Origin of the sequence: Streptomyces sp. NPDC001599, assembly GCF_042893535.1 — a bacterium.
GTDB lineage: Bacteria > Actinomycetota > Actinomycetes > Streptomycetales > Streptomycetaceae > Streptomyces.
Window position 1 is genome coordinate 446479 of record NZ_JBIAVA010000001.1, and the last position, 26591, is coordinate 473069.

The 26591-nt window shown below is 72.9% G+C and carries 25 protein-coding genes; 13 read left to right on the forward strand and 12 right to left on the reverse strand.

Translation table 11 applies throughout. The features are described 5' to 3' along the window. Positions 1 to 37: 37 nt before the first annotated feature. Entirely contained in the window at positions 38 to 1087 is a 1050-nt protein-coding gene (locus ACFYZ3_RS02030) for an LLM class flavin-dependent oxidoreductase (protein ID WP_388513382.1), read from the reverse strand. 314 nt (positions 1088 to 1401) lie between these two features. Between ACFYZ3_RS02030 and ACFYZ3_RS02035 the strand changes: the two genes are divergently transcribed. Continuing rightward, positions 1402 to 2409: a glycoside hydrolase family 11 protein gene (locus ACFYZ3_RS02035; protein ID WP_388513384.1), complete on the forward strand. Its 1008-nt coding sequence runs from the start codon at positions 1402 to 1404 to the stop codon at positions 2407 to 2409. Positions 2410 to 2444: 35 nt separating this feature from the next. After that, positions 2445 to 3455 carry a polysaccharide deacetylase family protein gene (locus tag ACFYZ3_RS02040; protein WP_388513387.1) on the forward strand — a complete coding sequence of 337 codons (1011 nt, stop codon included), beginning with the start codon at positions 2445 to 2447 and terminating at the stop codon, positions 3453 to 3455. Between the two features lie 68 nt (positions 3456 to 3523). Here the strand turns inward: ACFYZ3_RS02040 and ACFYZ3_RS02045 are convergent, their stop codons facing one another. Together ACFYZ3_RS02045 and ACFYZ3_RS02050 are read right to left on the reverse strand one after the other, a co-directional pair. Then, complete coding sequence (locus tag ACFYZ3_RS02045; RefSeq protein ID WP_388513389.1) at positions 3524 to 3865, reverse strand: MazG-like family protein; 342 nt, start codon at positions 3863 to 3865, stop codon at positions 3524 to 3526. 31 nt (positions 3866 to 3896) lie between these two features. Further along, positions 3897 to 4439 (reverse strand): DoxX family membrane protein, encoded by a 543-nt coding sequence (locus tag ACFYZ3_RS02050; RefSeq protein WP_361015036.1) that lies wholly within the window; start codon positions 4437 to 4439, stop codon positions 3897 to 3899. Between the two features lie 153 nt (positions 4440 to 4592). On the opposite strand from ACFYZ3_RS02050, the gene ACFYZ3_RS02055 reads away from it, so the two are divergent. Continuing rightward, entirely contained in the window at positions 4593 to 4919 is a 327-nt protein-coding gene (locus ACFYZ3_RS02055; RefSeq protein ID WP_121711466.1) for a nuclear transport factor 2 family protein, read from the forward strand. 203 nt (positions 4920 to 5122) lie between these two features. Here the strand turns inward: ACFYZ3_RS02055 and ACFYZ3_RS02060 are convergent, their stop codons facing one another. Continuing rightward, positions 5123 to 5944 (reverse strand): SDR family oxidoreductase, encoded by an 822-nt coding sequence (locus ACFYZ3_RS02060; RefSeq protein ID WP_388513392.1) that lies wholly within the window; start codon positions 5942 to 5944, stop codon positions 5123 to 5125. A gap of 132 nt (positions 5945 to 6076) precedes the next feature. Between ACFYZ3_RS02060 and ACFYZ3_RS02065 the strand changes: the two genes are divergently transcribed. Continuing rightward, the gene (locus tag ACFYZ3_RS02065; protein ID WP_388513394.1) at positions 6077 to 7723 is read left to right on the forward strand and encodes an alkaline phosphatase D family protein; all 1647 of its coding nucleotides are present in this window, start codon (positions 6077 to 6079) and stop codon (positions 7721 to 7723) included. Here ACFYZ3_RS02065 and ACFYZ3_RS02070 read toward each other — a convergent pair. Continuing rightward, positions 7710 to 8768, reverse strand: coding sequence for a Gfo/Idh/MocA family protein (locus tag ACFYZ3_RS02070; protein WP_388513396.1), 1059 nt, complete (start codon positions 8766 to 8768; stop codon positions 7710 to 7712). The two genes, ACFYZ3_RS02065 and ACFYZ3_RS02070, sit on opposite strands and share 14 nt — an antisense overlap. 136 nt (positions 8769 to 8904) lie before the next feature. Between ACFYZ3_RS02070 and ACFYZ3_RS02075 the strand changes: the two genes are divergently transcribed. From ACFYZ3_RS02075 to ACFYZ3_RS02100, 6 genes are all read left to right on the forward strand, one after another. Then, on the forward strand, positions 8905 to 10215 hold the full coding sequence (locus tag ACFYZ3_RS02075) for a multidrug effflux MFS transporter (protein ID WP_388513398.1): 1311 nt from the start codon (positions 8905 to 8907) through the stop codon (positions 10213 to 10215). Positions 10216 to 10292: 77 nt separating this feature from the next. Beyond that, a complete protein-coding gene (locus ACFYZ3_RS02080) occupies positions 10293 to 11348 on the forward strand; it encodes a serine hydrolase domain-containing protein (RefSeq protein WP_388513400.1) in 1056 nt (351 codons plus the stop codon). 431 nt (positions 11349 to 11779) lie between these two features. Further along, positions 11780 to 12769 carry a small ribosomal subunit Rsm22 family protein gene (locus ACFYZ3_RS02085; RefSeq protein WP_388513402.1) on the forward strand — a complete coding sequence of 330 codons (990 nt, stop codon included), beginning with the start codon at positions 11780 to 11782 and terminating at the stop codon, positions 12767 to 12769. 31 nt (positions 12770 to 12800) lie between these two features. Beyond that, positions 12801 to 13463: a response regulator transcription factor gene (locus ACFYZ3_RS02090; RefSeq protein ID WP_361007946.1), complete on the forward strand. Its 663-nt coding sequence runs from the start codon at positions 12801 to 12803 to the stop codon at positions 13461 to 13463. Positions 13464 to 13579: 116 nt separating this feature from the next. Continuing rightward, on the forward strand, positions 13580 to 14236 hold the full coding sequence (locus ACFYZ3_RS02095; protein WP_361007173.1) for a TetR/AcrR family transcriptional regulator: 657 nt from the start codon (positions 13580 to 13582) through the stop codon (positions 14234 to 14236). A 105-nt stretch (positions 14237 to 14341) separates the two neighbouring features. Further along, complete coding sequence (locus ACFYZ3_RS02100) at positions 14342 to 15073, forward strand: bifunctional DNA primase/polymerase (RefSeq protein WP_388513404.1); 732 nt, start codon at positions 14342 to 14344, stop codon at positions 15071 to 15073. 15 nt (positions 15074 to 15088) lie between these two features. On the opposite strand, the gene ACFYZ3_RS02105 is transcribed toward ACFYZ3_RS02100, so the two are convergent. The 7 genes from ACFYZ3_RS02105 to ACFYZ3_RS02135 all read right to left on the reverse strand — a co-directional run bounded on the left by ACFYZ3_RS02105 (position 15089) and on the right by ACFYZ3_RS02135 (position 22521). Next, entirely contained in the window at positions 15089 to 16078 is a 990-nt protein-coding gene (locus ACFYZ3_RS02105; protein WP_388513405.1) for a hypothetical protein, read from the reverse strand. Continuing rightward, on the reverse strand, positions 16038 to 16910 hold the full coding sequence (efeU, locus tag ACFYZ3_RS02110; protein ID WP_388513408.1) for an iron uptake transporter permease EfeU: 873 nt from the start codon (positions 16908 to 16910) through the stop codon (positions 16038 to 16040). Before efeU ends, ACFYZ3_RS02105 begins: the two co-directional genes overlap by 41 nt. A gap of 2 nt (positions 16911 to 16912) precedes the next feature. After that, positions 16913 to 18175, reverse strand: a complete 1263-nt coding sequence (gene efeB / locus ACFYZ3_RS02115; protein ID WP_388513409.1) for an iron uptake transporter deferrochelatase/peroxidase subunit — start codon at positions 18173 to 18175, stop codon at positions 16913 to 16915. A 14-nt stretch (positions 18176 to 18189) separates the two neighbouring features. Next, positions 18190 to 19344 carry an iron uptake system protein EfeO gene (gene efeO, locus ACFYZ3_RS02120; protein ID WP_388513412.1) on the reverse strand — a complete coding sequence of 385 codons (1155 nt, stop codon included), beginning with the start codon at positions 19342 to 19344 and terminating at the stop codon, positions 18190 to 18192. A 221-nt stretch (positions 19345 to 19565) separates the two neighbouring features. Further along, positions 19566 to 20408 (reverse strand): heme ABC transporter ATP-binding protein, encoded by an 843-nt coding sequence (locus ACFYZ3_RS02125; protein ID WP_388513414.1) that lies wholly within the window; start codon positions 20406 to 20408, stop codon positions 19566 to 19568. Then, positions 20405 to 21496, reverse strand: a complete 1092-nt coding sequence (locus ACFYZ3_RS02130; protein WP_388513416.1) for a FecCD family ABC transporter permease — start codon at positions 21494 to 21496, stop codon at positions 20405 to 20407. The genes ACFYZ3_RS02125 and ACFYZ3_RS02130 overlap by 4 nt, the downstream gene beginning before the upstream one ends. Next, entirely contained in the window at positions 21493 to 22521 is a 1029-nt protein-coding gene (locus ACFYZ3_RS02135; RefSeq protein WP_388513418.1) for a hemin ABC transporter substrate-binding protein, read from the reverse strand. The genes ACFYZ3_RS02130 and ACFYZ3_RS02135 overlap by 4 nt, the downstream gene beginning before the upstream one ends. 111 nt (positions 22522 to 22632) lie before the next feature. Between ACFYZ3_RS02135 and ACFYZ3_RS02140 the strand changes: the two genes are divergently transcribed. Genes ACFYZ3_RS02140 through ACFYZ3_RS02150 form a run of 3 tightly spaced genes read left to right on the forward strand, consistent with a single transcriptional unit; the run spans position 22633 to position 26585 of the window. After that, entirely contained in the window at positions 22633 to 24063 is a 1431-nt protein-coding gene (locus tag ACFYZ3_RS02140) for an HtaA domain-containing protein (RefSeq protein ID WP_388513420.1), read from the forward strand. A 30-nt stretch (positions 24064 to 24093) separates the two neighbouring features. Next, complete coding sequence (locus ACFYZ3_RS02145; protein WP_388513422.1) at positions 24094 to 25704, forward strand: HtaA domain-containing protein; 1611 nt, start codon at positions 24094 to 24096, stop codon at positions 25702 to 25704. Between the two features lie 53 nt (positions 25705 to 25757). Continuing rightward, positions 25758 to 26585: a hypothetical protein gene (locus tag ACFYZ3_RS02150; protein WP_388513423.1), complete on the forward strand. Its 828-nt coding sequence runs from the start codon at positions 25758 to 25760 to the stop codon at positions 26583 to 26585. The last annotated feature ends 6 nt before the right edge of the window (positions 26586 to 26591 follow it).

Below are 26591 nucleotides of genomic sequence, written 5' to 3' on the forward strand. Positions count from 1 at the left end.
GAAAGGAGGCGGCAGGGCTCCCGCGACCGTACGAGCGTCAGGCGAACGCCGGCATCACCCGCTCCGCGATCAGCCGCAACTGGGTGTTCACGTCGGCCGCCCCGGCGAGGTCACGTCCCGTGAACGCCCGGACCAGGGCACGGTCGGTGATCGCGCAGATCATGTGGTTGACACCGCTGGGCGCGATGTCCCGTTCGATCTTCTCCCGGCACTCCTCGGGCGTGCCCGCGACCGAGAGGCGCTCGGCGATCTCCGGGGTGGTCAGTTCGATGCCGCGGGCCAGGTCGCCCGCGCCGATCGCGTCGACGACCGGCTTCAGTTCCGCCGGATCGACGCCGTTGCGGCGCAGCTGCTCCTGGGGCATGGAGGAGGCGTAGATGCCGACCATGCTGCGCGCCGCCTCCTTGGCGGCCGCCGAGTCGGGTCCGGTGGCGAAGACCACCCAGGCCCCGATGTCCAGCGCACGCCAGTCCTTGCCGGCTCGCTCCGCGCCCGCCCTGATGTGCCGCACCGCGTAGTCGTAGGCCTCGCGGGTGTAGCTCAGGGCGTGGTGGCAGCCGTCCGACAACTCACCTGCCGCCTCGAAGGACTTCGGCCCGCGCATCGCGCCGAGCTTCAGCGGCAGCCGCTCCTGGACGGGCCGGGCGAAGGTGAACAGGCCGTCGTACGAGAAGAACTCGCCGTCGTGCGTGATGGCGCCCTCGTCGAGGAACGTGCGCATCACGTGCAGGGCTTCCTTGACCCGGGACAGCGGCCTGGTGCGGGCCCAGTCGATGCGGTACTGGGCCAGCAGGCCGAAGTTGCCGCTGGACAGGACGCCTTCGGCGCGGCCGCCCGAGAGTTCGTCGAGCGTGGCGAGTGCCTGGGCGATCAGGGTCGGCTCGCGCAGCGTCACCGGGGAGACGCTGGGCCCGAGGCGGATGCGGTCGGTACGGGCGGCCGCCGCGGCGAAGAGGAGCCAGAGGTCCTTGTGCCAGGTCTCGTCGGCGGCGTAGCAGGCGTGGAAGCCGAGTTCGTCGGCGAGCCGGATCGACTCCAGGGAGTCGGCCAGGGGGTAGTCGGGGAGCATCGCGTAGCTGAACTTCACGAGCGCCAACCTCCGTCGTGGGGAACGGTGCTCTGCCGCTACCGAGGATGTGAGTCCGCGCTGCCGCTGTCCAGAGACCGTGGCTTCGAAATTTTCGGACGTGTGATCCCTCTTTTCCGGCGGACATGGTGAGTGAATGCTGAAGGACGCGGTTCTCCGTGGATTGAGTGGCGCATGAGCTGCAACTCCCTCTCCAGGGCGGCATCCTCCGGGACGTCGAAGGTTTCGAAACTTCTACCGAAACTGTTGACGCTTGATGGGTGCAGGTCAACACTGTCGCCGTTGTCCGAACCCGCAGGAGAGGAACACCCCCCATGAACCTGCTCGTCCAACCGAGGCGCCGCAGACGCGGTCCCGTCACCCTGCTCGTCAGGAGCGCGTGGGCCGTCGCGCTGGCGGCGCTCGCCGCGCTGATGCTGCCGGGCACCGCCCAGGCCGACACGGTCGTCACGACCAACCAGGAGGGCACCAACAACGGCTACTACTACTCGTTCTGGACCGACAGCCAGGGCACCGTCTCCATGAACATGGGCTCCGGCGGTCAGTACAGCACCTCGTGGCGCAACACCGGCAACTTCGTCGCGGGCAAGGGCTGGGCCAACGGCGGGCGCAGGACCGTGCAGTACTCGGGCACCTTCAACCCGTCGGGCAACGCGTACCTGGCGCTCTACGGGTGGACGTCCAACCCGCTCGTCGAGTACTACATCGTCGACAACTGGGGCACCTACCGGCCCACGGGCGAGTACAAGGGGACCGTCACCAGCGACGGCGGCACCTACGACATCTACAAGACGACCCGCGTCAACAAGCCCTCCGTCGAGGGCACCCGCACCTTCGACCAGTACTGGAGCGTCAGGCAGTCGAAGCGGACCGGCGGCACCATCACCACCGGCAACCACTTCGACGCGTGGGCACGGGCCGGGATGCCGCTCGGCAACTTCAGCTACTACATGATCATGGCCACCGAGGGCTACCAGAGCAGCGGCAGCTCCAACATCAACGTCGGAGGGACCGGCGGCGGCGACAACGGGGGCGGCGACAACGGGGGCGGTGGCGGCGGGTGCACCGCCACCCTGTCCGCCGGGCAGAAGTGGGGGGACCGCTACAACCTCAACGTCTCCGTCAGCGGGTCCGACGACTGGACGGTGACGATGAACGTGCCGTCCCCGGCGAAGGTCATGTCGACCTGGAACGTCAACGCCACCTATCCCAGCGCGCAGACGCTGACTGCCAAGTCGAACGGCAGCGGGAACAACTGGGGCGCCACCATCCAGGCCAACGGCAACTGGACCTGGCCCAGCGTCTCGTGCAGCGCGGGCTGACCCACCCCACCAGCGGAGAGGAGGAATCACTCGCTATGCGTACCAGTACCGTCCCACGTGCGTCCTCGCGTCCCCTGCGCACTCTTGTCACCGGCGTCGCCGTCACCGCGCTCGCCGCCGCGGGCACGGTGGCGGCCACCGCCGCCCCGTCCCAGGCCGCGGCCTGCAACGGCTACGTCGGCCTCACCTTCGACGACGGACCCTCCGGCACCACCCAGTCCCTGCTCAACGCGCTCAGGCAGAACGGGCTGCGGGCCACCATGTTCAACCAGGGCCAGTACGCCGCCCAGAACCCGTCCCTGGTCCGGGCCCAGGTCGACGCGGGCATGTGGGTCGCCAACCACAGCTACACCCACCCGCACATGACCCAGCTCAGCCAGGCCCAGATGGACTCGGAGATCTCCCGCACCCAGCAGGCGATCGCGGGCGCCGGCGGCGGGACGCCCAAGCTGTTCCGGCCGCCGTACGGCGAGACCAACGCGACGCTCCGGTCGGTCGAGGCCAAGTACGGGCTGACCGAGGTGATCTGGGACGTCGACTCCCAGGACTGGAACAACGCCAGTACCGACGCGATCGTGCAGGCCGTCTCACGGCTCGGCAACGGCCAGGTCATCCTCATGCACGACTGGCCCGCCAACACGCTCGCGGCCATCCCGCGCATCGCGCAGACCCTGGCGGGCAAGGGACTGTGCTCCGGCATGATCTCGCCGCAGACCGGCCGCGCGGTCGCTCCCGACGGCAGCGGCGGCGGGGGAGGAGACGGCGGGGGAGGGGGCGGCGGCTCCTGTACCGCGACGCTGTCCGCCGGGCAGCGGTGGGGGGACCGGTACAACCTGAACGTCTCCGTCAGCGGGTCCGACGACTGGACGGTGACGATGAACGTGCCGTCCCCGGCGAAGGTCATGTCGACCTGGAACGTCAACGCCACCTATCCCAGCGCGCAGACGCTGACTGCCAAGTCGAACGGCAGCGGGAACAACTGGGGCGCCACCATCCAGGCCAACGGCAACTGGACCTGGCCCAGCGTGTCCTGCACCGCGGGCTGACCGAGCCGGGCCCGCGACCCCCGGTCCGTACCCGTCGGCACGGCTCACGGGTACGGACCTTCGGTCACTCACTCACCCAGCGACCGCCCCGCCACCCGTGCCAGATGCCGCCCGAACACCTCGCGCGCCTCGGGCGTCAGCGTCCGCAGGGCCACCAGCGCCGTGATCACGACGTCGCACAACTCCGCCTCCACGTCGTCCCAGGTGTGCGTGACACCCTTCCTCGGGTTCTGGCCGGTCGCGCCGATCACCGCCTCGGCGACCTCGCCGACCTCCTCCGACAGCTTCAGCATGCGCAGCAGCAGGCCCTCCCTGCCGCCGACGGGCTGGTCCGCCTCCAGCCACGTCCACAGGGCGTCGACGGTGGTCCAGAGGTCGTCGGCGCGCGCGCCGTCCGGGGTCTCGCTCATGTGGAGCAGCGTGCCACGTTCCCGACGGGCGTCAGTCGAAGAGTGTCTCCTGGCGCCCCTCGGCCGCCCGGCGCAGCCGCCTGTTCCGCGCCCCCACGACCACCGTCGTGGCCGCCGCCGTCACCGCGAAGGCGGCCGGGACCATCCAGTTCCGGTTGACCGCGTGACCGAGGGCGTGGTCGAGCGAGAGCCGGCCGGGGCCCGAGACCGCGAGGCCCGCGGCCGTCAGGCCGAGGGAGACGGCGTACTCGTAGCCGCCCGCCTGGGCGAAGAAGCCGTTCGGGGCGTGCACCGCCGCGGCGCCCGCCATCGCGCCGACCGCGGCCGCGCCCGCCGCCGGAGTGGCCAGTCCCAGCGCCAGCAGTGTCCCGCCGCCCGCCTCCGCGAGACCCGCCGCGGTGGCGCTGGCCCGGCCCGGCGCGTAGCCCATGGCCTCCATGGCCCGGCCGGTCTCCCCGAGGCCGCCGCCGCCGAACCAGCCGAGCAGCTTCTGCGTGCCGTGCGCGGCCAGGACCCCGCCGGTACCCAGGCGGAGCAGCAGCAGTCCGAGATCCCGCCGGTCACAGCACTTCACGTCGACTCCCTCGCGGACGGTGGCGGCTCCTTCGACCACCGTCGCCCGACCGCGGCGTCCGGGCCCGTCGCCGGGCGCCGTTCGGGTGGTGGCGGGCGGCGGCGGGCGGTACGCCCGGTGGCGGGGGTGCGGAGCCGGTGTGACGCTGCCGCCATGACCATTCAGACCACGCGACTCAGCGACCCGGCCGTCCGCGCCTTCGTCGCCGCCGTCAACGCCCACGACCGCGAGGCCTTCCGCGCGCTGCTCGCGCCGGACGCCACCATGGCCGACGACGGGGACGACCGGAACCTCGACCAGTGGATCGACCAGGAGATCTTCTCCTCCAACGGCCACATGGAGGTCGACAACGAGTCGAACGGCGGTCGCGCCCTCATCGCCCGCTACCGCAACGACACCTGGGGCGAGATGCGCACCCGGTGGGACTTCACCGTCGACGAGGACGGCCGGATCGCCCGCTTCGAGACCGGGCAGGCGTAACGGGGAAACGGTGCGGCAGCCGTTCCGCCCACCGGTGCGACCGGTGTGGCGGGACGGCTGCCGCCTCCCCCCTCGGTGTGGCCCGTGGAGCGTTGTGGAAGGCCAACGCTTCAAGTGTGAAGTTCTGGTGAAGGGAATTTGAGCATACGTCCGCCGTCGGCTGCAATAGCGCGGACCTCGCAATTCCGATTGTATGAAGCGGCTCAGCCGCGCCCCACGTACGGCATCGCCGTCGCCATGACCGTCGCGAACTGCACGTTGGCCTCCAGGGGCAGCTCGGCCATGTGCCGCACCGTGCGCGCCACGTCGGCGACGTCCATCACCGGCTCGGGTGCCGTCTCCCCGTTGGCCTGGAGCGCGCCGGTCTGCATGCCGGCCGTCATCTCCGTCGCCGCGTTGCCGATGTCGATCTGGCCGACCGCGATGCCGTAGGGACGGCCGTCCAGCGACAGCGACTTGGTCAGGCCCGTCAGCGCGTGCTTGGTCGCCGTGTACGCCACCGAGTGCGGACGCGGCGTGTGCGCCGAGATCGAGCCGTTGTTGATGATCCGGCCGCCCTGAGGGTGCTGTTCTTTCATCTGCCGGTACGCCGCCTGCGCGCACAGGAACGCCCCGTTGAGGTTGGTGTCCACCACGTGCCGCCAGGCCTCGTAGGGAAGGTCCTCGACCGGCACGCCGCCGGGACCGAACGTCCCCGCGTTGTTGAACAGCAGGTCCAGTCGCCCGAACCGGTCGCGCACGGCGCCGAAGAGAGCCGCCACGTCCTCCGGGCGCGACACGTCGGCGCGGACGGTGAGCGCCGTGCCGCCGCCCGCCGGTGCCGCCGCGGCCGTCTCGGCCAGCGGCTCGGGGCGGCGGCCGGCCAGGGCCACCGACCAGCCTGCGGTGAGCAGTTCGACGGCGACCGCCCGGCCGATGCCGGATCCGGCGCCCGTGACGACGGCGACCCTTCGCGCGCGGGCGCTCTCTTCTGCGGTGCGTTCCTCGGCGGCGCTTTCCTCGTCGGGGGTTCTCGCGGTGTTCATGACTCGGCAGCGTACGGGTCGGGGAACATGCGGAACTCATCCGTCCGACATGCGATCGACATGTCCGTGCCAAACCGGGGTCGTTCCGGGCGCTTCGAATGCCCCTTGCAACCACCGCAAGGGGAGGAACGGATGACACCCGCGAACCACCAGGCGCAGTCCTCGCACGCGCCCGAACTCCGCGCCGCCGCCCGCAGCCTGGGCCGCCGCCGCTTCCTGACCGTCACCGGCGCCGCCGCCGCGCTCGCCTTCTCCGTCAACCTGCCGGCCGCCGGCACCGCGAGCGCCGCCGAGCTGGACGCCGCGCAGCTGACCGCCGACCCCTTCACCCTCGGCGTCGCCTCGGGCGACCCGCAGCCCGGCTCGGTGCTGCTGTGGACGCGTCTTGCCCCGGTGCCGTACCAGGCCGACAGCGGACTGCCCGCCAAACGCGTCGAGGTGAGCTGGGAGCTGGCCCTGGACGAACGGTTCCGCCGCGTCGTCAGAAGGGGCCGGACCACCGCCCACCCCGAGTTCCACCACACCGTGCACGTCGAGGTCGACCACCTCGCGCCCGGCCACGTCTACCACTACCGCTTCCGCGCCGGCCGGTACGTCAGCCCGGCCGGCCGCACCCGCACCGCGCCCGCGCAGCACAGCCGGGTCTCCGGCCTCACCTTCGGCCTCGTCTCCTGCCAGAAGTACGACCAGGGGTACTACACCGCGTACCGGCACCTGGCCCAGGAGGACGTGGACGTCGTCTTCCACCTCGGCGACTACCTGTACGAGTACGCCGTGAACGCCACCGGCGGCTCCCGCGCCTACCCCGCGGGCACCCTGCCCGCCCACTTCAACCACGAGACGGTGACCCTGGAGGACTACCGCCTGCGGTACGCCCTCTACAAGTCGGACCCCGACCTGCGGGCCGCGCACGCCGCGCACCCCTTCGTCGTCACCTGGGACGACCACGAGACCGAGAACAACTACGCCGACGAGACACCGGAGAACAGCGTCCCGCCCGAGGAGTTCCTCATCCGCCGGGCCGCCGCCTACCGGGCCTACTGGGAGAACATGCCGCTGCGCCGCCCGCAGCTGCCCGACGGCCCGGACCTGAGGCTCTACCGCCGGCTGCACTGGGGACGGCTCGCCCAGTTCGACGTCCTCGACACCCGGCAGTACCGCTCCAACCAGGCCTACGGCGACGGCTGGCAGTTCCCCGGACCCGACTCCGAGGACCCGGGCCGCACGCTCACCGGCGACGCCCAGGAGCGCTGGCTGATCAACGGCTGGCACCGGTCGAACGCCCTGTGGAACGTGGTGCCCCAGCAGGTCACCTTCTCCCGGCGGTACAACTCGACGAGCACGCCGTCCAAGGTCTCCATGGACTCCTGGGACGGCTACCCGGCCTCCCGCGAGCGGGTGCTGGCCGGCGCGCAGGCCGCCGGGATCGAGAACCTCATGGTCCTCACCGGCGACGTGCACGTCTCCTACGGCTTCGACATCAAGCGCGACTTCGACGACCCGGACTCCCGGACCCTGGGTACGGAGATCGTCACCACGTCCGTCACCAGCGGGGGCGACGGCGCGGAGAAGCCGTCCAACTGGGACACCCTGATGGCCGCCAACCCGCACCTGAAGTTCTTCAACGGGCGGCGCGGCTACGCCACGGTGTCCCTGGGCCGCGAGTCGGCGCGCGCCGACTTCAAGACGGTGTCCCACGTCAGCACCGAGGGCGCGCCGCTCACGACCGCCGGGTCCTTCGTGACGGAGGTGGGGGAGCCGGGGCTCACGCCGGCGTGACGACCGGCTCCGCCGCTTCTCCCTGCTCTCCCCGCTCTCCCTGTTCTCCCTGCTCTCCCGGGTAGCGGACGCCGACGCGGTCCCGGATCGCGTCGAGCGTCCGCATCACCGCCAGCGTGCCGTCCAGGGGGACCAGCGGCGACTCGGTCTCCCCGGCGCGCAGGGCCCGCATCACCTCCTCGGCCTCGTGCCGCAGGCTCTCGCGGGGGCCGTCGGCCGGGTCGGCGCGGAACTCCTGCGGGTCCCGGCCGGTCCGGTGCAGCACGAAGCGGTCCGGGAAGAAGAAGCCGTCCGGGACGTCGATGCGGCCCTCGGAGCCGGTGATCGAGGCGGAGTTGGGCGTGCCGCCGGTGATGGAGCAGTGGACCGAGGCGAGCGCGCCGCTGTCGTAGGAGAGCAGCGCGCCCGTCTGGAGGTCGACGCCCTCCTCCGAGAGCACCGCCCGCGCCGCGACGTCCGAGGGCTCACCGAGCAGCAGCTGGGCGAACGACACCGGGTACACGCCCAGGTCCAGCAGTGCGCCGCCGCCCTGCGCGGGGTCGCGGAGCCGGTGCGCGGGCGGGAAGGGGCCCGCGAGGCCGAAGTCCGCCTGGAGGCTGCGGACCTCGCCGATCGCGCCGTCGGCGACCAGCTCCTTCAGGCGCCGCACCAGCGGGTTGCAGTACATCCACATCGCTTCCATGAGGAAGACGCCCCGTTCGCGGGCGAGCGCGACCAGTTCACCGGCCTCGCGCGCGTTCAGCGTGAACGGCTTCTCGCACAGCACGTTCCGGCCCGCCTCCAGGCACAGGCCGGCCGCGGTCCGGTGCGCCGAGTGCGGGGTCGCGACGTACACCACGTCGACGTCCTCGTCCCGCGCCAGCGTCTCCCAGCCGCCGTACGCCCGCGGTATCCCGAACCGCTCGGCGAACGCCTTCGCCGACGCCTCGGTCCGCGAGGCCACCGCCACGACCTCCGCGTCCGGCAGATCGACCAGATCCGCCGTGAACCGCGCCGCCATCCCGCCGGTCGCGAGAATCCCCCAGCGCACCTTCTGCCCGGTCACCGCTGACACCCTGCCCCACCCTCGTTCAGGTTCGTTCGTCGTTCGTCGTTCGTGCGTCGTTCGAGTTTGTTCGTTCAAGTCCGTACGAGCTGAGAGCATAGGTGGCGGATCTGTAGAAGAGGGAGGGGCACATCACATGCCCGAGCGCGGGCCGTCCACGCACATGCCGCAAACGTCTCAGTCGTCGCGAATACCGCACAACCTGCCCGCCGCCCGGCGGGTGAGTCTTCTCGTCACCTTCATCCTCGGCAGCCTCACCGCCACGCCGCCGCTGGCGATGGACATGTACCTCCCCGCGCTCCCGGAGGTCACCCGGTCCCTGGGCGCACCGGCCGCGACCGTCCAGCTCACGCTCACCGCCTGCCTGGCCGGCATGGCCCTCGGGCAGATCGTCGTCGGCCCGATGAGCGACAAGTGGGGGCGCCGGCGTCCGCTGCTGGCCGGACTCGCCGTCTACGTCGTCGCCACCGCGCTGTGCGCCGTCGCGCCGAACGTGGAACTCCTCGTCGCCTTCCGGCTGGTCCAGGGACTCGCGGGCGCCGCCGGGATCGTCATCGCCCGGGCCGTCGTGCGCGACCTGTACGACGGCGTGGCCATGGCCCGCTTCTTCTCCACCCTCATGCTGATCTCCGGCGTCGCGCCGGTCGTCGCGCCGCTCATCGGCGGGCAGATCCTGCGGGTGACGGACTGGCGGGGCGTGTTCGTCGTCCTCGTGGTGGTCGGGGTGGTGCTGGGCGTCGTCGTGTGGGCCCGGCTGCCGGAGACGCTGCCCGTCGAGGAGCGGCACGCGGGCGGCGTGGGCGACACCCTGCGCGCGATGCGGGGGCTGCTCGCCGACCGCGCCTTCACCGGGTACATGCTCGCGGGCGGGTTCGCCTTCGCCTCGCTGTTCGCCTATGTCGCGGCGTCGCCCTTCGTCGTGCAGGAGATCTACGGAGCCTCCGCGCAGACGTTCAGCCTGCTGTTCGGCCTCAACTCCGTCGGGCTCGTCGTGGTCGGGCAGATCAACGGCAAGGTTCTCGTCGGGCGGGTCAGACTGGACCGGGTGCTCGGCATCGGCCTCCTCGTCGTGGTCGCCGCGGCGACCGTGCTGCTGCTGATGTCCCTGGGCGTGTTCGGCGAGGTCGGGCTCGGGCCGGTCGCCGCCGCGCTGTTCGTGCTGATGTCGGCGATGGGTCTCAGCCTGCCCAACACCCAGGCGCTGGCGCTGATGCGGGTGAAGAAGTCCGCCGGTTCCGCCTCCGCGCTGCTCGGCACGTCCTCCTTCCTCATCGGCGCGGTCGCCTCGCCGCTGGTGGGGATCGCGGGGGAGGACACCGCCGTACCGATGGCCGTGGTCCAGCTGGCGTCCGCGGTGCTGGCGCTCGGCTTCCTCGTGACCATGTGCCGCGGGCAGGGAGCAGGCAAGGGAACAGGCAAGGGAGCAGGCAAGGGAGAAGACAACTGAGCGCTCCGAGACTGCGCAGCGACACCCCGGAGCGGGCCGGACTCGACCCCGGGCAGCTCCGTCGTGCCGTCGCCCGGGTGCACGACCTCACCACCGGCGAACGCCCCTGGGCGGCGGGCGCCGTGGTGGCCGTCGGACGCGGGCCCGTGCTCGCCGCCGAGGCCGCGGCGGGGTGGGCCGTGCGCTACTCCTCCTACGACCCGGACACCGACGCGGGCGTGGAGCTGCCGGAGGGCTCGCGGGTGCCGATGAGCGTGGACACGCCCTTCGACCTCGCCTCGCTGACGAAGCTGTTCACCGCGGTGGCCGCCGTGCAGCAGATCGAGCGGGGCACGCTCGGCATCGACGCGGAGGTCGGCGCCTACCTGCCGGACTTCCGGGCCGCGGCCGAGCACCGCGTCACCGTACGGCAGCTGCTCACCCACACCTCCGGGCTGCGGCCCGAACTCCCGCTGTACGACTGCGACGCCACCGCCGACAAGGAGGAACGGCTGCGGCGGCTGCGGGCGGAGCCGCCGGTGGGGGTGCCGGGCACGTACTGCTACTCGGACCTGAACATGCTGCTCCTGCAACAGGTGCTGGAGCGCATCACCGGGCGGGGGCTCGACGTCCTCGTCCGGGACGGGATCACCCGGCCGCTGGGCATGACGGCGACGGGCTTCGGACCGTGTCCGGGCGCCGCGGCCACGGAGGACCAGCGGCGGCCGTGGGCCAAGGCGGACCGGGGGATGCTGCGCGGGGTCGTCCACGACGAGAACGCGTGGGCGCTGGGCGGGGTGGCCGGTCACGCGGGGCTGTTCTCGACGGGGCGGGACCTGGCGGTCTTCTGCCGGACACTGCTGGCGGGCGGCTCCCACGGGCCCGCGCGCATCCTCGGGCCGGACTTCGTGGAACTGCTGCTGGCCGAACCGGGGCTCGGGTTCGCCCTGGACCAGCCGTGGTTCATGGGCGAGCTGGCGGGGCGCGGGGCGGCGGGGCACACCGGTTTCACCGGCACGATGCTGGTCCTCGACCGGGCGACGGACACCTTCGCGATCCTGCTCGCCAACACGGTCCACCCGCGCCGCCGCGCTCCGGACAACCGGCCCCGCGCGGCGCTGTGCACACGGGTGGCGCGGGCGGTGCGGGCCTGATCGTCCGCGGGGTGGGCGCCCGCGGCGGCCTGCGCGGGCGCGCTACGTCCGGTGGGTGGGTCGGGGCCGCGCCGGGGGGTGTCCGTCCTCGGAACGGCGCGAAATCGGTCGGCCACGGAGGCTCGGGGCGCGGACGCGCCAACCGCTGCGGGCGGACGCCCCCCGACACGCCCCCTTCTCGCCGTACCTACCGAGCTGCGGGCAGTCGTGCCGCTGGGGCGGCACGGGTGGGCGGTGGGGGTACCTCCCAGGCCGTTCAGGCACTGGGGGAGGCACCCCGCTACGCCGGGCCGCGCTCCCCCTCGCGCCCGCACCCACCCCGGGTGCCGAGACCGCGCCGGGTCACGCGACCCACCCCGCGCCCGCACCCTCCCCGGGCACCGGGCAACGCCGGGCCTCGCAACCCGCGGAGCGCCTCGTACAATCTCCGGGTGAACGACCCCGCCGCCCCCGCCGACACCCTGCGGGCCGCCCTCGCCGACCTCGTCGACGGGCTGCCGCCCCGACAGGCCGCCCAGGCCGTGGAGCGGCTGATCGCCAACTACCGCGGGGACACCCCAACCGACGCCCCCATCCTGCGCGACCGCGCCGACGTCGTCGCCTACGCCGCCTACCGCATGCCCGCCACCTTCGCCGCCGTGCGCTCGGCGCTCGCCGCGTTCGCCGCGGCCGTGCCGGACTGGGTGCCGGGCAGCCACGTGGACGTCGGCGGCGGGACCGGCGCCGCCACCTGGGCCGTCAGCGACACCTGGGCCGGGACGCGGCCGGTGACCGTGCTCGACTGGGCCGAACCCGCGCTCGCCGTCGGCCGGGAGATCGCCGCCTCGCTCCCCGCCCTGCGCGACGTCCGCTGGCAGCGCTCGCGGATCGGAGCGGCGCTCGCCGTCGAGAGCGCCGACCTCGTCACGGTTTCCTACGTGCTCAACGAGCTGACCGCAGCCGACCGCGCCGCCCTCGTCGACACCGCCGCCGGCGCCGCGCGGGCCGTCGTGATCGTCGAGGCCGGAACCCCCGCCGGCTACGCCCGCGTCATCGATGCCCGCGACCGGCTGATCGCCGCCGGGTTCCGGGTCGCCGCGCCCTGCCCGCACAGTGCCGCCTGCCCCATCGTGCCCGGCACGGACTGGTGCCACTTCGCGGCCCGCGTCAGCCGGTCCAGCCTGCACCGGCAGGTCAAGAGCGGGTCCCTCGCGTACGAGGACGAGAAGTTCAGCTACGTCGCCGCCACCCGGCTCCCCGCCGAACCCGCCGCCTCCCGGGTGGTCCGGCGTCCGCAGATCCGCAAGGGCCAGGTGCTGCTGGACCTGTGTGAACCCGACGAGCAGCTGCGGCGTCGTACGGTCACCAAGCGGTACGGCGACCTGTACAAGGCCGCCCGCGACGCGGCCTGGGGCGACTCCTGGCCGCCCGGGGAGGACTGAGGAAGAAGTGGAACGTGACGTGCGGCGCGCCCTGCGGATCGTGATCGCCGAGGACGACCCGCTGCTGCGCGAGGGGCTCGCCCTGCTGCTGCGGGCCGAGGGCATGGACGTGGTCGCCACCGCGGACACCGCCGAGTCGGTGCTCGCGGCCATCGACGAGCACGAGCCCGATGTCGCCATCCTCGATGTGCGGATGCCGCCCACCCACACCGACGAAGGGGTCCGCGCGGCCGTCGAGGCGCGGCGGCGCCGCCCCGGACTGGCCGTCCTGGTGCTGTCCGCCTATGTGGAGCAGTCCTTCGCCACCGACCTGCTGACCGGGGGAGTGGGCGGTCTGGGGTATCTGCTCAAGGAGCGCGTCGGGCGGGTCGAGGAGTTCATGGGCGCGCTCGGGCGGGTCGCGGGCGGCGGTACCGCCATCGACCCGGAGGTCGTCGCCCAGTTGTTCACCCGGACGCGGCAGGACACCCGGATGGAGCGGCTCAGCCCGCGGGAGCGGGAGGTGCTCGGTCTGATGGCCGAGGGCCTGGGCAACAGCGCCATCGCCGGACGGCTCGTGGTCACCGACGGCGCCGTCCACAAGCACATCCGCAGCATCTTCGCCAAGCTCGACCTCTCCCCGGCCGACCAGGTCGACCGGCGGGTGGCGGCCGTTCTGCACTACCTGGAGAACGCGCGGGCACCGCGCCACTGAGCGGCCGGGGACGCCTCGGTCGGCTCCCCGGGCCGTGCTGCCGTTCTCGCAGCCTGCGCAGGAGCTCCTGCTTGTCGGCGAGACGTTCCGTCTTGTCAACCTGATAACTTCGAAGCATGGCCACCACCCGGAAATCCGCCCGCACCACGCCCCCCGCCGCCGAGCGGCCGCACCCCGACGCCACCCGGCGCAGTCAGCGGTCCCGCCAGGCCATCTACGACGCCGCCCTCGCCCTGGTCGGCGAGGTCGGCTACCCGAAGACCACCATCGAGGGCATCGCCGCCCGCGCCGGCGTCGGCAAGCAGACGATCTACCGGTGGTGGTCCTCGAAGGCGCAGGTCCTGCTGGAGGCCTTCCTCGATCTCGGCGAACAGGCCGTACGGGCTCAGGGGCAGGGGGAGCCCTACGCGATTCCGGACACGGGCGACATCGCCGCCGACCTCAAGGCCGTACTGCGCGCCACCGTCGACCAGCTGTACGACCCGAAGTTCGAGGCGCCGTCGCGCGCCCTGGCCGCCGAGGGGCTCGTCAACGAACAGCTCGGCCGGGAGTTCGTCGCCAAGCTCCTGGAGCCGTCGCTCCAGCTGCACGTCGACCGCCTGCGGGCCGCCCAGGCGGCAGGACAGGTGCGGCCGGAGATCGATCCGCGCATCGCGCTGGAACTCTTCGTCTCGCCGCTCGCCCAGCGCTGGCTCCAGCACACGGCGCCGATCTCCTACGCCTACACCGACACCCTCGTCGACTACGCGCTGCACGGGCTCGCCCCGCGGTGACCGAAGACGCCTGACCAGGGAAGTTTGTCCCTTCGCGACCCCGAAGCGCGCAATGGTGCGACGATAGGGCATGCTGGTGCGCACGACGGCGAGGCAAGGGGATAGATGAGCGCGGAGTTCGGCGGTCGGAGCGGTCTGCAGGGCAAACTCTCCTCGTGGCTGCGCGGACGCCGCCCCAAGGAGGCCGCCGGAGACGGTGGCCGGGAGGATCTGCTGCTCGCCGCCGCCGGTGCCGGACTGCCCCTGGCGCCCGCCGCGCACCCCGCCGGATACCGTTGCTCCTGCGACCGCGTGGGCTGTCCCACCCCCGCCCGGCACCCGGTGTCGTTCGCCTGGCAGACGCAGTCCACCACCGACCGCGCCCAGATCGAGCGCTGGGCCCGGCACCAGCCCGAGGCCAACTTCATCACCGCGACCGGCATGGTGCACGACGTGCTCGACGTGCCGCTGGAGGCCGGTCGGGAGGCGGTGGAGCGGCTGCTCGCCGCCGGTGTCGAGGTCGGGCCGGTCGCCGAGAGCGACGACGGGCGCATGCTGCTGTTCACCCTCACCCGCGGCACCCCCGAGGACGAGGACGAGTGGTGGCCCTGCGAGCTGGACTGCCACCCCGAGACCATGGACGAGCACCCGGGGCTGCGCTGGCACTGCCGCGGGTCCTATGTGCTGGTGCCGCCGGCCCGGCTGCCCGGCGAAGGCCGGACCGTGCACTGGGTGCGCGGTCCCGAGCACCCGCTGCCGGATCCGCTGACGCTGCTGGAGACCCTCACCGACGCCTGCTCCCGGCACGCCGGTGCGGAGAGCGACCACGAGCAGGACTCCTGGCCGCTGCGCCGCTGAGCGCCCCGGGCTCTCCTATTCGCCCTTGCCCGACGTCAGGCCCTGGACCCGGCCCAGTACCGACACCTGCCCGTCCGCCGGGTCGAGCGCGACCTCGTTGGAGACGAACTCCATCGTCAGTGACTGCTTGATCTCGCCGTCCGTCAGCGCCAGCACGTCCTTGTTCGGCGTCGGCACGGACGCGCCCCGCGCGGCGGTCTGCTTCTCGAAGTGGCGGGAGGTGAAGAAGACCAGCGCCCCGCCGTCCTTGGTGCGCAGCGCCAGCGGCGCGTAGTCGCCGTTCGTCAGCGGCTCGTCGATGTACTGCGTGACCAGGCCGGGGCGGGTCGAGCGCTTCTCGCGCAGCGCGCGCCAGGAGCTGGTGTGCACACCGTCCGCGAAGGTCTTGCCGCCGTCCTGAAGATACGTCGTGTAGCCCTTGCTCAGGCCGGCCGGCGGGACGCTCACGTCGGTGGAGTTCGCGGGGACCGCCTCGGCCCAGCCGTCCTGGTCGGTCTTGAACTCGGGCACCTTGCCGGGGGCGACCAGCGTCAGGTACGCCGCCTCCCAGGTCTCCTCCAGGCCGTCCCGGGTGAAGACCAGCAACCAGCGTGCCTTGCCGCCCTTGTTGGCCTCGGTGTCCGCGACGAACCAGCGCGGCCAGCCCGCCTTCTTCGGGATCGTGAACTTCGCGTCGGTCAGCTCCAGCGGCTCGTGCGCCGGATTGCCGTCCGGGTGGTTGGCCGCCCCCGCCTTCAGTCGCGCCGAGTCGATCGCGGCGAGGGCGCCGGTGGTGTGGTCGGCGTCCAGGGAGGCGTCGTACGCCTTGTCGGCCGCGTTGTACGCGGTGGTGAACTGCTCCAGCGCCTTCGCGGCCTCGGCCCGGGTGGCCGAGGGGAGTACCTCGCGCTCACCGTGCACCACCACGCAGCCGCTCGCCGTCAGCGACAAAGCGGTCGCCGAGGCGGATATGAGCGCGTACTTCTCAAGCCTGCGGGGCCTTCGAGGGCCGCGATCCTGGCTCATCAGGTTCCTTCACCTTCCCCTTCCCGGAGGCGAACCCTACCGGGGCGAGGAAGAGCGCGAGCGTCGGGACCAGGTACAGCAGCCACACCGTGACCTGGAGGACGGTCGGGTCGGGCTGGAAGTTGAACACGCCCTTGAGCAGGGTGCCGTACCAGCTGGAGGGGTCGACCGTGTCGCTGATGTCGAAGGCCAGTTTCGTCAGGCCCGGCACCAGGTCGGCCTCCTGGAGGTCGTGCACGCCGTAGGCCAGGACGCCCGCCGCCACGACGACCAGCATGCCGCCGGTCCAGGTGAAGAAGCGGGCCAGGTTGATGCGCAGCGCGCCCCGGTAGAACAGCCAGCCGAGCAGGACCGCCGTGGCCAGTCCCAGCGCCACCCCGATCAGCGGGCGCGGGGTGCCGTCGCTCGCCGCGTGCACCGACGCCCACACGAACAGCGCCGTCTCCAGGCCCTCCCGGCCGACCGCCAGGAACGCGGTGGCCACCAGCGCGCCGGTGCCCATCGCCAGGGCCGCGTCCAGCCTGCCGTGCAGCTCCGCCTTCAGGTGCCGGGCGGTGCGCCGCATCCAGAAGACCATCCACGTCACCAGGACCACGGCCAGGATGGAGAGCGAACCGCCCAGCGCCTCCTGCGCCTTGAAGGTCAGCTCCTGCGAGCCGAACTCCAGCGCGCAGCCGAAGCCGAGCGCGATGGCGATCGCCACGCCGATGCCCGCCCAGATGGGCTTCAGGGCGTCCCGGCGGTCCGTCTTGACCAGATAGGCGATGAGGATGCAGACGACGAGGGAAGCCTCCAGGCCCTCGCGCAGTCCGATCAGGTAGTTGGAGAACACGGTTACGCCTCCTTGCCGAACAGCGTGCTGCCCCACCAGTCGTCCGCGTCGCGGACCCCGGGCGGCACGGCGAAGACCGCCGAACCCACGTGCTGGATGTACTCGTTGAGCGCGTCCGTCGCCAGACTGCGCTGCACGGGGACGAAACCCGTGCGGATGTCGCGCTGGTAGGCGAGGAAGAACAGACCGGCGTCCAGGCGGCCCAGGCCGTCCGTGCCGTCGGTGAAGGAGTAGCCGCGGCGCAGCAGCGTCGCCCCGCCGTTGGAGTCGGGGTGCGCGAGCCGGACGTGCGCGTCGGGCTTCATCGCCTTCAGGAACGGCTCGTCGCGCTCCTTCGCCTTGCCGACCGGCGCGCCCTCGCCCTTGTCGCGGCCGAACACGTCCTCCTGCTCCTGGAGGGAGGTACGGTCCCAGGTCTCGATGTGCATGCGGATGCGGCGGGCGACGAGGTACGAACCGCCCGCCATCCAGGCCGGTCCGTCCTTCTCGGCGGCCCAGACGAACTTCTCCAGGCGGTCCTTCTCCGTGCCCGCGATGTTGCGGGTGCCGTCCTTGAAACCGAGCAGATTGCGCGGGGTCTGCTCGTCGGGCGTCGTCGACGAGGTCTTGCCGAAGCCGAGCTGCGACCAGCGCACGACGACCTTGCCGAAGCCGATGCGGGCCAGGTTGCGGATCGCGTGCACGGCGACCTGGGGGTCGTCGGCGCAGGCCTGGACGCACAGGTCGCCGCCGCTGCGGGCCTTGTCCAGATTGTCCCCGGGGAACTTCGGCAGGTCGGCCAGGGCCTCGGGGCGCCGGTCGGCGAGGCCGAACCTCGTGAAGAGGGACGGCCCGAAGCCGATGGTGAGGGTCAGCCGGGACGGCTTGAGACCCAGCGCCTCGCCGGTGTCGTCCGGCGGGGCCTCGGGCAGGCCGCCGTAGGCGCCCTCGCCCACCGCGTGACCGGCGGTCATCCGGCGGGCCGCCGCCGTCCATTCCTTGAGCAGCGCCACGAGGGCGGCGCGGTCCTCGGTCGTCACGTCGAACGCGGCGAAGTGCAGGCGGTCCTGCACCGGTGTGGCGATGCCCGCCTGGTGCGCCCCGTGGAAGGGCACGGCGGAGCCCGCGTCGGCACCGGCCGGGGCCGCGTCGGCACCGGCGCGGTCCATCGCCACCGCCCCGCCGGCCGCCGCGGCGGCGCCGAGCGCGAGGCCCGCGCCGCCCCAGCCGATCAGCGACCGCCGGGAGGGTGAGGGGGCCGGTGCTGGGGAGTCGGTGTCCGTCATCTCGCCCTCCACGCCTACTTCGCGACCACGGCCGCGGCCAGCTTGGACAGCGGCTCCGCGAGCGCGTTGACCGCGTCCGACAGCTCCTTGCGATCCGCCTTGCCGACCTTGTCGTAGGAGGTGAACTCGTAGGAGGAGGTGCTCGGGCGGTACTGGTCGAGCAGCTTGTCCAGCGCCGCGAACTGGCGGTCCAGCTCCGTCGTCAGCGCCGCGTCGTTCTCCTTCGCGACCGGCTTCAGCAGCGCGTACGACTGCTGCGCGCCCTCCACGTTGGCCTTGAAGTCGACCAGGTCGGTGTGCGAGTAGCGCTCCTCCTCGCCGGTGACCTTGCCGGTGGCGACCTCGTCGAGCAGCTCCTTGGCGCCGTTGGCCATGGAGGTGGGGGTGATCTCGGCCTTGCCGACCCGGTTCTGCCAGTCCTTCAGGTCGGTGACCAGGGTGGCGGCCAGCTCCTTCTCGCGGTCGCCGATCTTCCCGTCCTGCCACAGCGCCTTCTCCAGGCGGTGCCAGCCGGTCCAGTCGGTCGCCGGGTCCTGGCCGTCCTCCAGTCCGTCCTCGCGGACGTCGACCTTCGGGTCGATGTCGCCGAAGGACTCCGCGACCGGCTCGGTGCGCTCCCAGCCGATGCGGGAGGGGGCGTACGCCTTCTTCGCGGCCTCCAGGTCACCGGCCCGGACGGCCTTCGCGAAGGCCTCGGCCTTCGGCAGGGTCTCGTCGGCCTGCTGCTGGACGTACTGGCGGTAGGCGGCCACGGCCTTGTCGAGACGCGGGTCGCGCGCGGCGGCCTTGCCGCCGGTGGCCTTCACGTCCTGGCGGATGCCCTTGCCCTTCATGCCGGGCTTGCAGGCGATCCGGTAGTCGCCCGCCTTCACCTCGGCGGTGACCCGCTGCTTGGTGCCGGGGCCGATGTTCTCCCGCTCGGTGACCACCCGGTCGTCGGGGAAGAGGAGGTAGACCTCGGTGACCTTGGAGCCCTTGTTCTCGACGGCGAGTTCGACGTGACCCGCCGGGAACTCGGCCTTCGACACCTCGCACTTGTCGTCCGTCGCCGTCACCGTGATGACGTGCTCGCCGTCCTCGGCGCCGCTCTTCTCCGTGCAGCCCGTGACGGCGGCCAGGGCCGCGGCGGTGGCTACGGCGGTGACGAGGGAGAGTCTGGCGGCTCGCATGCGGGCTCCAAGGGATGGCCGAAAAGTGCGCGTGACGGTCCTCACAGGGAAGGTGAGGCTGGCCTAACATACCTAAGGATTTCCTAAGCAAAACCCGTCCATGCGGTGATCCGAATCTCATGGACGGTGTATGAGCACGGGCCGGTCACGGTGGCTCAATGAAGTGCTCATAGGAGAGTCAAAGGTGCGTCAAGGATGGTCCTGCCGGGAGACGACGGTCCTCACGGCGAGCGGTGCGGGACGACGAGGAGCGCGCCCGTGCGCGGATGCGGGAACACCTCCACCGGCTGGTCGTAGACCTCGGACAGCAGCCCCTCGGCGAACACCTCCGACGGCGGGCCCCCGGCCGCGATCCGGCCCGAGCGCAGGACCGCCACCCGGTCCGCGTACGCCGCCGCGAGCGCGAGGTCGTGCAGGACGACGACCACCGCGTCCCCGGCCCGCGCCCGCTCCCGGCACAGCCGCAGCACGAGTTCCTGGTGCCTGAGGTCCAGGGCCGCGGTCGGCTCGTCGAGCAGCAGGAGGGGAGCGCGCTGGGCGAGGACGCGGGCCAGGGCCACCCGGGCCCGCTCGCCGCCGCTGAGCGCGGAGAAGGGGCGCCCGGCGAATCCGGTCACCTCCGTGCGGGCCATCGCCTCGGCCACGGCCGCGTCGTCCTCGTCCTCCCGGTCGCCGCCCGCCCAGGGCGCCCGGCCCATCCGGACGACCTCCTCCACCGCGAACGGGAAGGACAGCGACGCCGACTGCGGCAGCACCGCCCGGCGCAGCGCGAGTTCGGGCGCCGACCAGTCCGACACCGGGCGGCCGTGGACGCGTACGACCCCCTCGGCGGCCGGGACGTCGGCGGCCAGGGCGCCCAACAGGGTCGACTTGCCCGCCCCGTTGGGGCCGACCAGGGCGAGCACCTCGCCCGCGCGGACCTCCACGTCCACTCCGTCGAGGACCGGCCGCCCGCCGAGGCGCACGCGCACTCCGGTGGCCTCGGCCAGGAGGTCGCCGGGGGCGGCCGGGGGCGGCGGCGCCGGACGGGACGACACCAGCCGCGGCAGTTTCAGCATTCTCATGCCCAGCCTCCCTGTCTGCGCCGGGTGCGGCGCAGCAGCCAGAAGAAGAACGGACTGCCCAGCAGCGCCGTCAGCACCCCGAGCGGCAGTTCGGCCGGCTCCGCGACCGTGCGGGCGGCCAGGTCGGCGGCGAGCAGGACCAGGGCGCCGAGCAGCGCGCTGCCCGGGATCAGGAACCGGTGCCCGGGCCCCGCCGCCATCCGCAGCAGGTGCGGGACGACGAGTCCGACGAAGCCGATGACACCCGCCACGCTCACCGCCGCCGCGGTCAGCAGGGCGATCACCAGCACCAGCACGATCCGCAGCCGCTCCACGTCCACGCCCAGGTGGCGGGCCGGACGTTCACCGAGCGCCAGGAGGTCGAGGCGGCGGGCGTACAGCGGGGCCAGCCCGAGGCCGAGCGCCGCGCACGGCAGGACCGCCAGCACCTTCGGCCAGGTCGCCTGGGCGAGCGAGCCCAGCTGCCAGAAGGTGATCTGGTTGACCGCCGCCGTGTCCGCGAAGAACAGGAACAGCCCGATCAGCGCGCCCGCGAAGGCGTTCACCGCGATGCCCGTGAGGATCAGGGTCACGACCTCCGTACGGCCGCCCGAGCGGGACATCGCGTAGACGACCAGGACGGTGACCAGGCCGGAGACGAAGGCGAACACGGACACCGTCCAGGTGCCGAGGAAGTTCAGGCCGAACGCGATGGCGGCGACCGCGCCGACCGCCGCGCCCGAGGAGACGCCGATGACCCCCGGCTCGGCCAGCGGGTTGCCGAACACGCCCTGCATCAGCGCCCCCGCGCACCCGAGCGAGGCGCCGACCAGCAGGGCCAGCACGATCCTGGGGAACCGCACGTTCCACAGCACCGACTCGGCCACCCGGTCCAGTTCCGCGCCGCCGAGCCCCGTCCGGTGCAGCAGCGAGCCGAGCACGTCGCCGACCGGGATCGGGTAGGCGCCGGTGCCGGCCGCGACCGGGACGAGGACCAGCAGACCGGCGGCGAGGGCGGCGGTCAGCAGCCAGGCGGTGCTGCGCCGGACACGGGGGGCGGCCGGGTCCGCGGGCGCCTGGGGGCGGACCGGCTTGTCCAGTACGGTCACTTGGCGCCGTCCTCGCCGTAGAGCTGCGCCACGACCGACTTCAGCACCTGGTCGGTGCGCGGGCCGTAGTTGAGCAGTACGCCGTCCTCGACCGAGACGATCCGGCGGTCCATCCCGGCCGGGGTCTGGGCGACGCCGGGGATCTTCACCAGCCCGTCGACGCCGCCCACCGATTCGAGTCCCTTGCTCATCACGAGGATCGCGTCCGGCGCGGCCTTGGCGAGGGCCTCGCTGGTGATGGCGGTGAAATCCTTGTCGAGGCCGGAGGCGGCGCCGGCGTCCACCGCCCCGGCCGCCTCGATCAGCGAACCGGCGCCGGAGTCCTTGCCGCCGATGAGGTAGACGGAGGCCGAGCCGCGCAGGTAGAGGAAGGCGACCCGCGGCTCCTCCCCGTGCGGAACGTCCCCCCGTACGGCCTCGATCCGCTGCTCCGAGCGCCGGGTCAGCTCCTTCCCGGCCGCCGGTACGCCGAGGGCGTCGGCGACCGCCCGGATGCGCGTGCCCACGTCGTCCAGGCCCCCCGCCGCCTCGACGAGGAGCACCGGGACCCCGGCGGCGCGGATCTGGTCCACCGCCTCCTCGGGGCCCGAGGTGGTCTCGGCGAGCACCAGGTCGGGCTTGAGCGACAGCACGCTCTCGGCGGAGACGTCGTGGCCCCGGGTCACCACCGGGAGCTTCGCCGCCTGTTCGAAGGTGGCGGTGACGTCCCGGGCGACGACCCGGTCGCCGAGCCCGAGGGTGAAGACGATCTCGCTGAGGCTGCCGGAGAGGGGGACGATCCGCTCGGCCGCCCGCACCGTCACCCGCTCGCCGTCGGCGGAGGGGACGGTGACCGGGAGGCGGGGCTCGGGTGTCCTCGCCAGTGGTTCCACCCGGTTCGCGACGGTCCCCCCGGCCGGGGCGGACGACGAGCCACCGCCGTCGCCGGGTGCGGCCGCGGTGGAACCTGCGCATCCCGTCGCGGTCAGGGCCAGGGCGAGCACGGACAGCAGTGCTCCCGCCAGGGGGTTTCGGGGGCGTCGCACGGTGTCCGTTCCTCTCGTCGGGCCGCAGACGAGCGGCCGGTGCCGGTCGACTAGAGCTTAGGTTAGCCTTACCTTTGTTCGCTACCGGCCCCCCGATCCGGAGGACTTCGCATGCCCGCCCGTCTCCGCGCCCTGGTCACCCTGGTGTGCGCGGCCGTTCTCGGCGCCCTGCTCCCCGTGACCGCCGCACACGCGGAGAGCCGGACCGTGCAGGGCGGACGCCTCGACTGGGGCATCAAGTCCTCGTTCCAGACCTATGTCACCGGGCCCGTCGCGAAGGGCAGTTACTCCCTCAACGGGGGTGCGGCCACCGTCGGCGGCAGCTCGTTCCGCTTCCACTCGGCGACCGGCACCTACGACGGTGACACCGGCACCTTCCGCGCCGCCTTCTCCGGGGGCGTGCACTTCCTCGGCCACCGCACCGGCACCGGCGCGTACCAGCTCGACCTCACCCTCAGCCGTCCCACCATGAGCCTCTCCGGCTCCACCGGCACGCTCCACGTGGACGTCGTCAGCAAGGCGAAGGACACTGGGGCGGTCACGACGTCCCGTCAGGTGCCCTTCGCCTCCCTCTCCCTCGGCGGCATCGACATGAGGGGCGGCGGCAGCACCGTCGCCCTGAACAACATCCCCGCCACCCTCACCGCCGAGGGCGCCCGCTCCTTCGCCGGGTACTACACCGCGGGCACCGCGCTCGACCCGGTGAGCCTGTCCGCCGACGTCCGGGCGTCCGCGCCGGGGCAGGAGAGGCAGCCGTCCGGCACCCCCTCCCCGTCCGCCGAGTCGCCGAAGCCCGCGAAGACGTCCGGCGGCGCCATCCGGGACGGCGCCGTCGACTGGGGGGTGCGCCGCACCTTCCGCGAGTACGTCACCGGCGACATCGCCGACGGCGAGTGGGCCCTCACCGCGGGCGCCCAGGACGGCGGCGCGCTCTTCCGCTTCCCCGGCGGCGAGGGGACGTACGAGGACGGCGACCTCACCGCCGCCTTCGAGGGCACCGTGCGCTTCACCGGCGCCCACGGCCTCGACCTGAGCCTCGACAACGTGCGGGCCGTCGTCGAGGACGGCAAGGGCATGCTGTACGCCGATGTGACGAGCCCGGACCTCAAGGAGAAGAAGGTGCCCCTGGTCACCTTCACCGCGGGCGAACCGAAGCCGGCCGACGGCCTGGTGAAGGTCACCGAGGCCCCGGCCGAGCTCACCGCCCGCGGCGCGAAGGCCTTCGGCGGCATGTACCGGGCCGGCACCGCGATGGACCCCGTGTCCCTCGCCGTCGCCCTCACCGCCGACGCGGAACTGCCCGCCCTGCCCGACCTCGGCAGCGAGCCCACCCCCAGTGCGAGCCCGCAGCCCGAGCAGACCGGCGCCGACACCTCCGCAGCCCCCGTCGCGAGCACCACCGACGACGGCGACTTCCCCGCACTTCCCGTCTCCCTCGCGGCCGGCGCCCTGCTGCTGGCGGCCGCGGCCCTCGTGGCCGTCGCCCTCCGCAGGCGCCGCGCCCGGCCCGCCGCGTCCCCCTCGGACCCGGAGCAGGGCTGAACACCCCCGACACCCAAGGAGAACCGAGCCATGCCCGTCAGACGACGCCGCTCCACCGCACTGGCCGCCGCCGTGGCCACGGCCGCTGCCCTCGGCGCGACCGCCCTCGCCACGCTGGGCGGCGCCACCAGCGCCTCGGCGGCCGAAGCCCCGCTCGCCGACTACGAGTTGACCTGGGGCATCAAGCAGTCCTACCGGACGTACGTCGGCATGTTCGGCAGCTTCACCGCCTCCGAGGGCGCCAGTCAGGCCGCGGGCAACGGCGCCTTCACCTTCACCGACGGCACCGGCACCTACGACACCACGGCGCAGACCGTCGACCTCGCCTTCCAGGGCAAGCTGGTGAGCGCCTCCGCCGCGCACCGGTTCGAGGTCACGCTCACCGACGTGCGCTTCGACAGCGGCGCCGGTGAGATCACCGCCGACGTGACCACGGTCGACACCTCCGGCGCGACGCCCACCAAGAAGGGCGACGACGTGCCGCTCGCCAAGGTCGCCGTGACCCGCGCGATGACCGACATGGCGACCACCCTCACCACCGAGGCGGGCGAGTACCTCGGCAGCGCGAGCTACGCGGGCGCGGCCGGAGACCCGCTGACGGTGGTCAAGAAGACACCGCCGACCACGGAACCCACCACCGGTCCCACGACCGAGCCAACCGGGCAGCCCACCACCGGGGAACCCTCCAAGGAGCCGACCACCGGGCCGACCGAACCGGAACCGACCGACCCGGAACCGACCGACCCGCAGACCACACCGGCCACCCAGGAGCCGGGCCCCGCGGCGAGCACGAGCGCCTCGCCCTCGGCCCCCGCGAGCGCCGCCCCCGCCAAGGGCGCCGTCGCCGACGGCACCCTCGGCTGGGGAGTGAAGGAGTCCTTCCGCGCCTACGTCGTCGGCACCATCGCCAAGGGCCGGATCACCGTCTCCGGCGGGGCCGCCCAGGCCGCCGGAAACGGTGCGTTCACCTTCAAGGACGCGACCGGCACCTACGACACCGACGCCGACAAGCTGACCGCCGTCTTCAAGGGCGCCGTCAACTTCAAGGGCCACGAGTCGGGCGGCACCTACGGCCTCGACCTGACCCTGAGCAACCTCAAGGCCACCCTCGACGGCGGCACCGGCAAGCTCAGCGCCGACGTGAACAGCCTCGGCACGCAGACCAAGGGCGTGGTCCTGGCCGACCTCGAGGCGAAGTCCGGCGACCTGAAGGCCGCGCAGGACGTCATCACCGTCGACGACGTCGCCGCCACGCTCACCGCGGCCGGCGCCAAGGCCTTCGGCGACTTCTACCAGGCGGGCACCGCGCTCGACACCGTCGACCTGTCGGTGGCGCTCAGCGACGACGCCCAACTGCCGGACGGGGGCGGCTCGGACACGTCCGGCGGCACGTTCGGCGGCTCCGGCACGGCGGGCGGCTCCACCGGCGGGGGCACCGGCACTGCCGGGGGTGCCGGTTCGACCGTCGGCGGCACCGGAACGACCACCGGCGGTTCCATCGGCGGCGGCAGCCTCGCCTCCACCGGCTCGGACATACCCGGCCCGGCGCTGGGCGCGGCGGCCGGTGTCGCGGTCGTGGTCGGCGCGGGCGCCGTGTACGCGACGCGCAGGCGGCGGACCCAGGCGCGGTCCGCCGAGTAATCCCTTGCGGGCCGGGGCGGTCGGCGCCCGATACTGTCCGGATGGAACGGGCGGTGCGGGAAGCGACATCGGGACCCCTGGTCCTGGACGTCCGGGGCCGCCCCGGCCCACCGCCGCTGCGATTCGTCCGGGCCCGGGACGGCGCCCCGCCCACGCTCCACCTGGGCGACCGCCCCCTCACCCGGGCCCGGTGGCACGGCGAAGGCTGCTGCCGCGAGCTGCACCTGCGCCGCCTGCCCGGCCACCGCTCCCCGCTGCCGCCCCTGCGCGCCGCGTCGATGCGCACACCGGACGCCGACTGGCGCCACCGCTGTGCCCGGTGGCTGGAGGACTCGCCCCACGGCCCGCTGCACGACGGACGCTGGTCGGTCACCGCACGCGCGTCCTTCACTCCCGGCATCTGGACCGAGGACTTCGTACGGGACTGGCCCGACACCGTCCTCGAACTGCTCTGCGGAGGCGGCTGGCACGGCGTCCTGCCCCTGCGCCCGCTCTCGCCCCCCGACGCGCCGCGCGTGAAGGCGTACCGCAAGCACGCCCGGGACGGCACCCTCGCCCCGGTCCTGCTGTGGTGGGTGTCGTTCCTCGACGGCTGGCTGATCCTGGACGGGCACGACCGGGCCTTGGCGGCCTTGGCGGAGGGCGCCGGACCAGCCTGCGTGATACTCGCCCGGCTGCCAAAGGAGGCGCAGTGGCGCCGGACCGCCGACGCGGTCGCCGAGGGGCACGCGGAGCGGATGTCCCGGCTGTCGGAGCGCCCCGCCGGACCGGGAACCGAACGCCAACGCGCCGCCCTGGAACGCGGGTACGCCGACGCGCTCGCCACCCTCCCGTACGACGAGGCCCCCACCCCGCTCTGGCCGCCCGCGGACGATGCTTGAATGCCC

Coding starts and splice junctions, on each gene's coding strand:
- efeO (WP_388513412.1), bottom strand. CDS start 19,344: ATGCGAGCCGCCAGACTCTCCCTCGTCACCGCCGTAGCCACCGCCGCG.
- ACFYZ3_RS02040 (WP_388513387.1), top strand. CDS start 2,445: ATGCGTACCAGTACCGTCCCACGTGCGTCCTCGCGTCCCCTGCGCACT.
- ACFYZ3_RS02125 (WP_388513414.1), bottom strand. CDS start 20,408: ATGAGAATGCTGAAACTGCCGCGGCTGGTGTCGTCCCGTCCGGCGCCG.
- efeB (WP_388513409.1), bottom strand. CDS start 18,175: ATGACGGACACCGACTCCCCAGCACCGGCCCCCTCACCCTCCCGGCGG.
- ACFYZ3_RS02045 (WP_388513389.1), bottom strand. CDS start 3,865: ATGAGCGAGACCCCGGACGGCGCGCGCGCCGACGACCTCTGGACCACC.
- ACFYZ3_RS02145 (WP_388513422.1), top strand. CDS start 24,094: ATGCCCGTCAGACGACGCCGCTCCACCGCACTGGCCGCCGCCGTGGCC.
- ACFYZ3_RS02095 (WP_361007173.1), top strand. CDS start 13,580: ATGGCCACCACCCGGAAATCCGCCCGCACCACGCCCCCCGCCGCCGAG.
- ACFYZ3_RS02105 (WP_388513405.1), bottom strand. CDS start 16,078: ATGAGCCAGGATCGCGGCCCTCGAAGGCCCCGCAGGCTTGAGAAGTAC.
- ACFYZ3_RS02035 (WP_388513384.1), top strand. CDS start 1,402: ATGAACCTGCTCGTCCAACCGAGGCGCCGCAGACGCGGTCCCGTCACC.
- ACFYZ3_RS02055 (WP_121711466.1), top strand. CDS start 4,593: ATGACCATTCAGACCACGCGACTCAGCGACCCGGCCGTCCGCGCCTTC.
- ACFYZ3_RS02140 (WP_388513420.1), top strand. CDS start 22,633: ATGCCCGCCCGTCTCCGCGCCCTGGTCACCCTGGTGTGCGCGGCCGTT.
- ACFYZ3_RS02065 (WP_388513394.1), top strand. CDS start 6,077: ATGACACCCGCGAACCACCAGGCGCAGTCCTCGCACGCGCCCGAACTC.
- ACFYZ3_RS02060 (WP_388513392.1), bottom strand. CDS start 5,944: ATGAACACCGCGAGAACCCCCGACGAGGAAAGCGCCGCCGAGGAACGC.
- ACFYZ3_RS02075 (WP_388513398.1), top strand. CDS start 8,905: ATGCCCGAGCGCGGGCCGTCCACGCACATGCCGCAAACGTCTCAGTCG.
- ACFYZ3_RS02100 (WP_388513404.1), top strand. CDS start 14,342: ATGAGCGCGGAGTTCGGCGGTCGGAGCGGTCTGCAGGGCAAACTCTCC.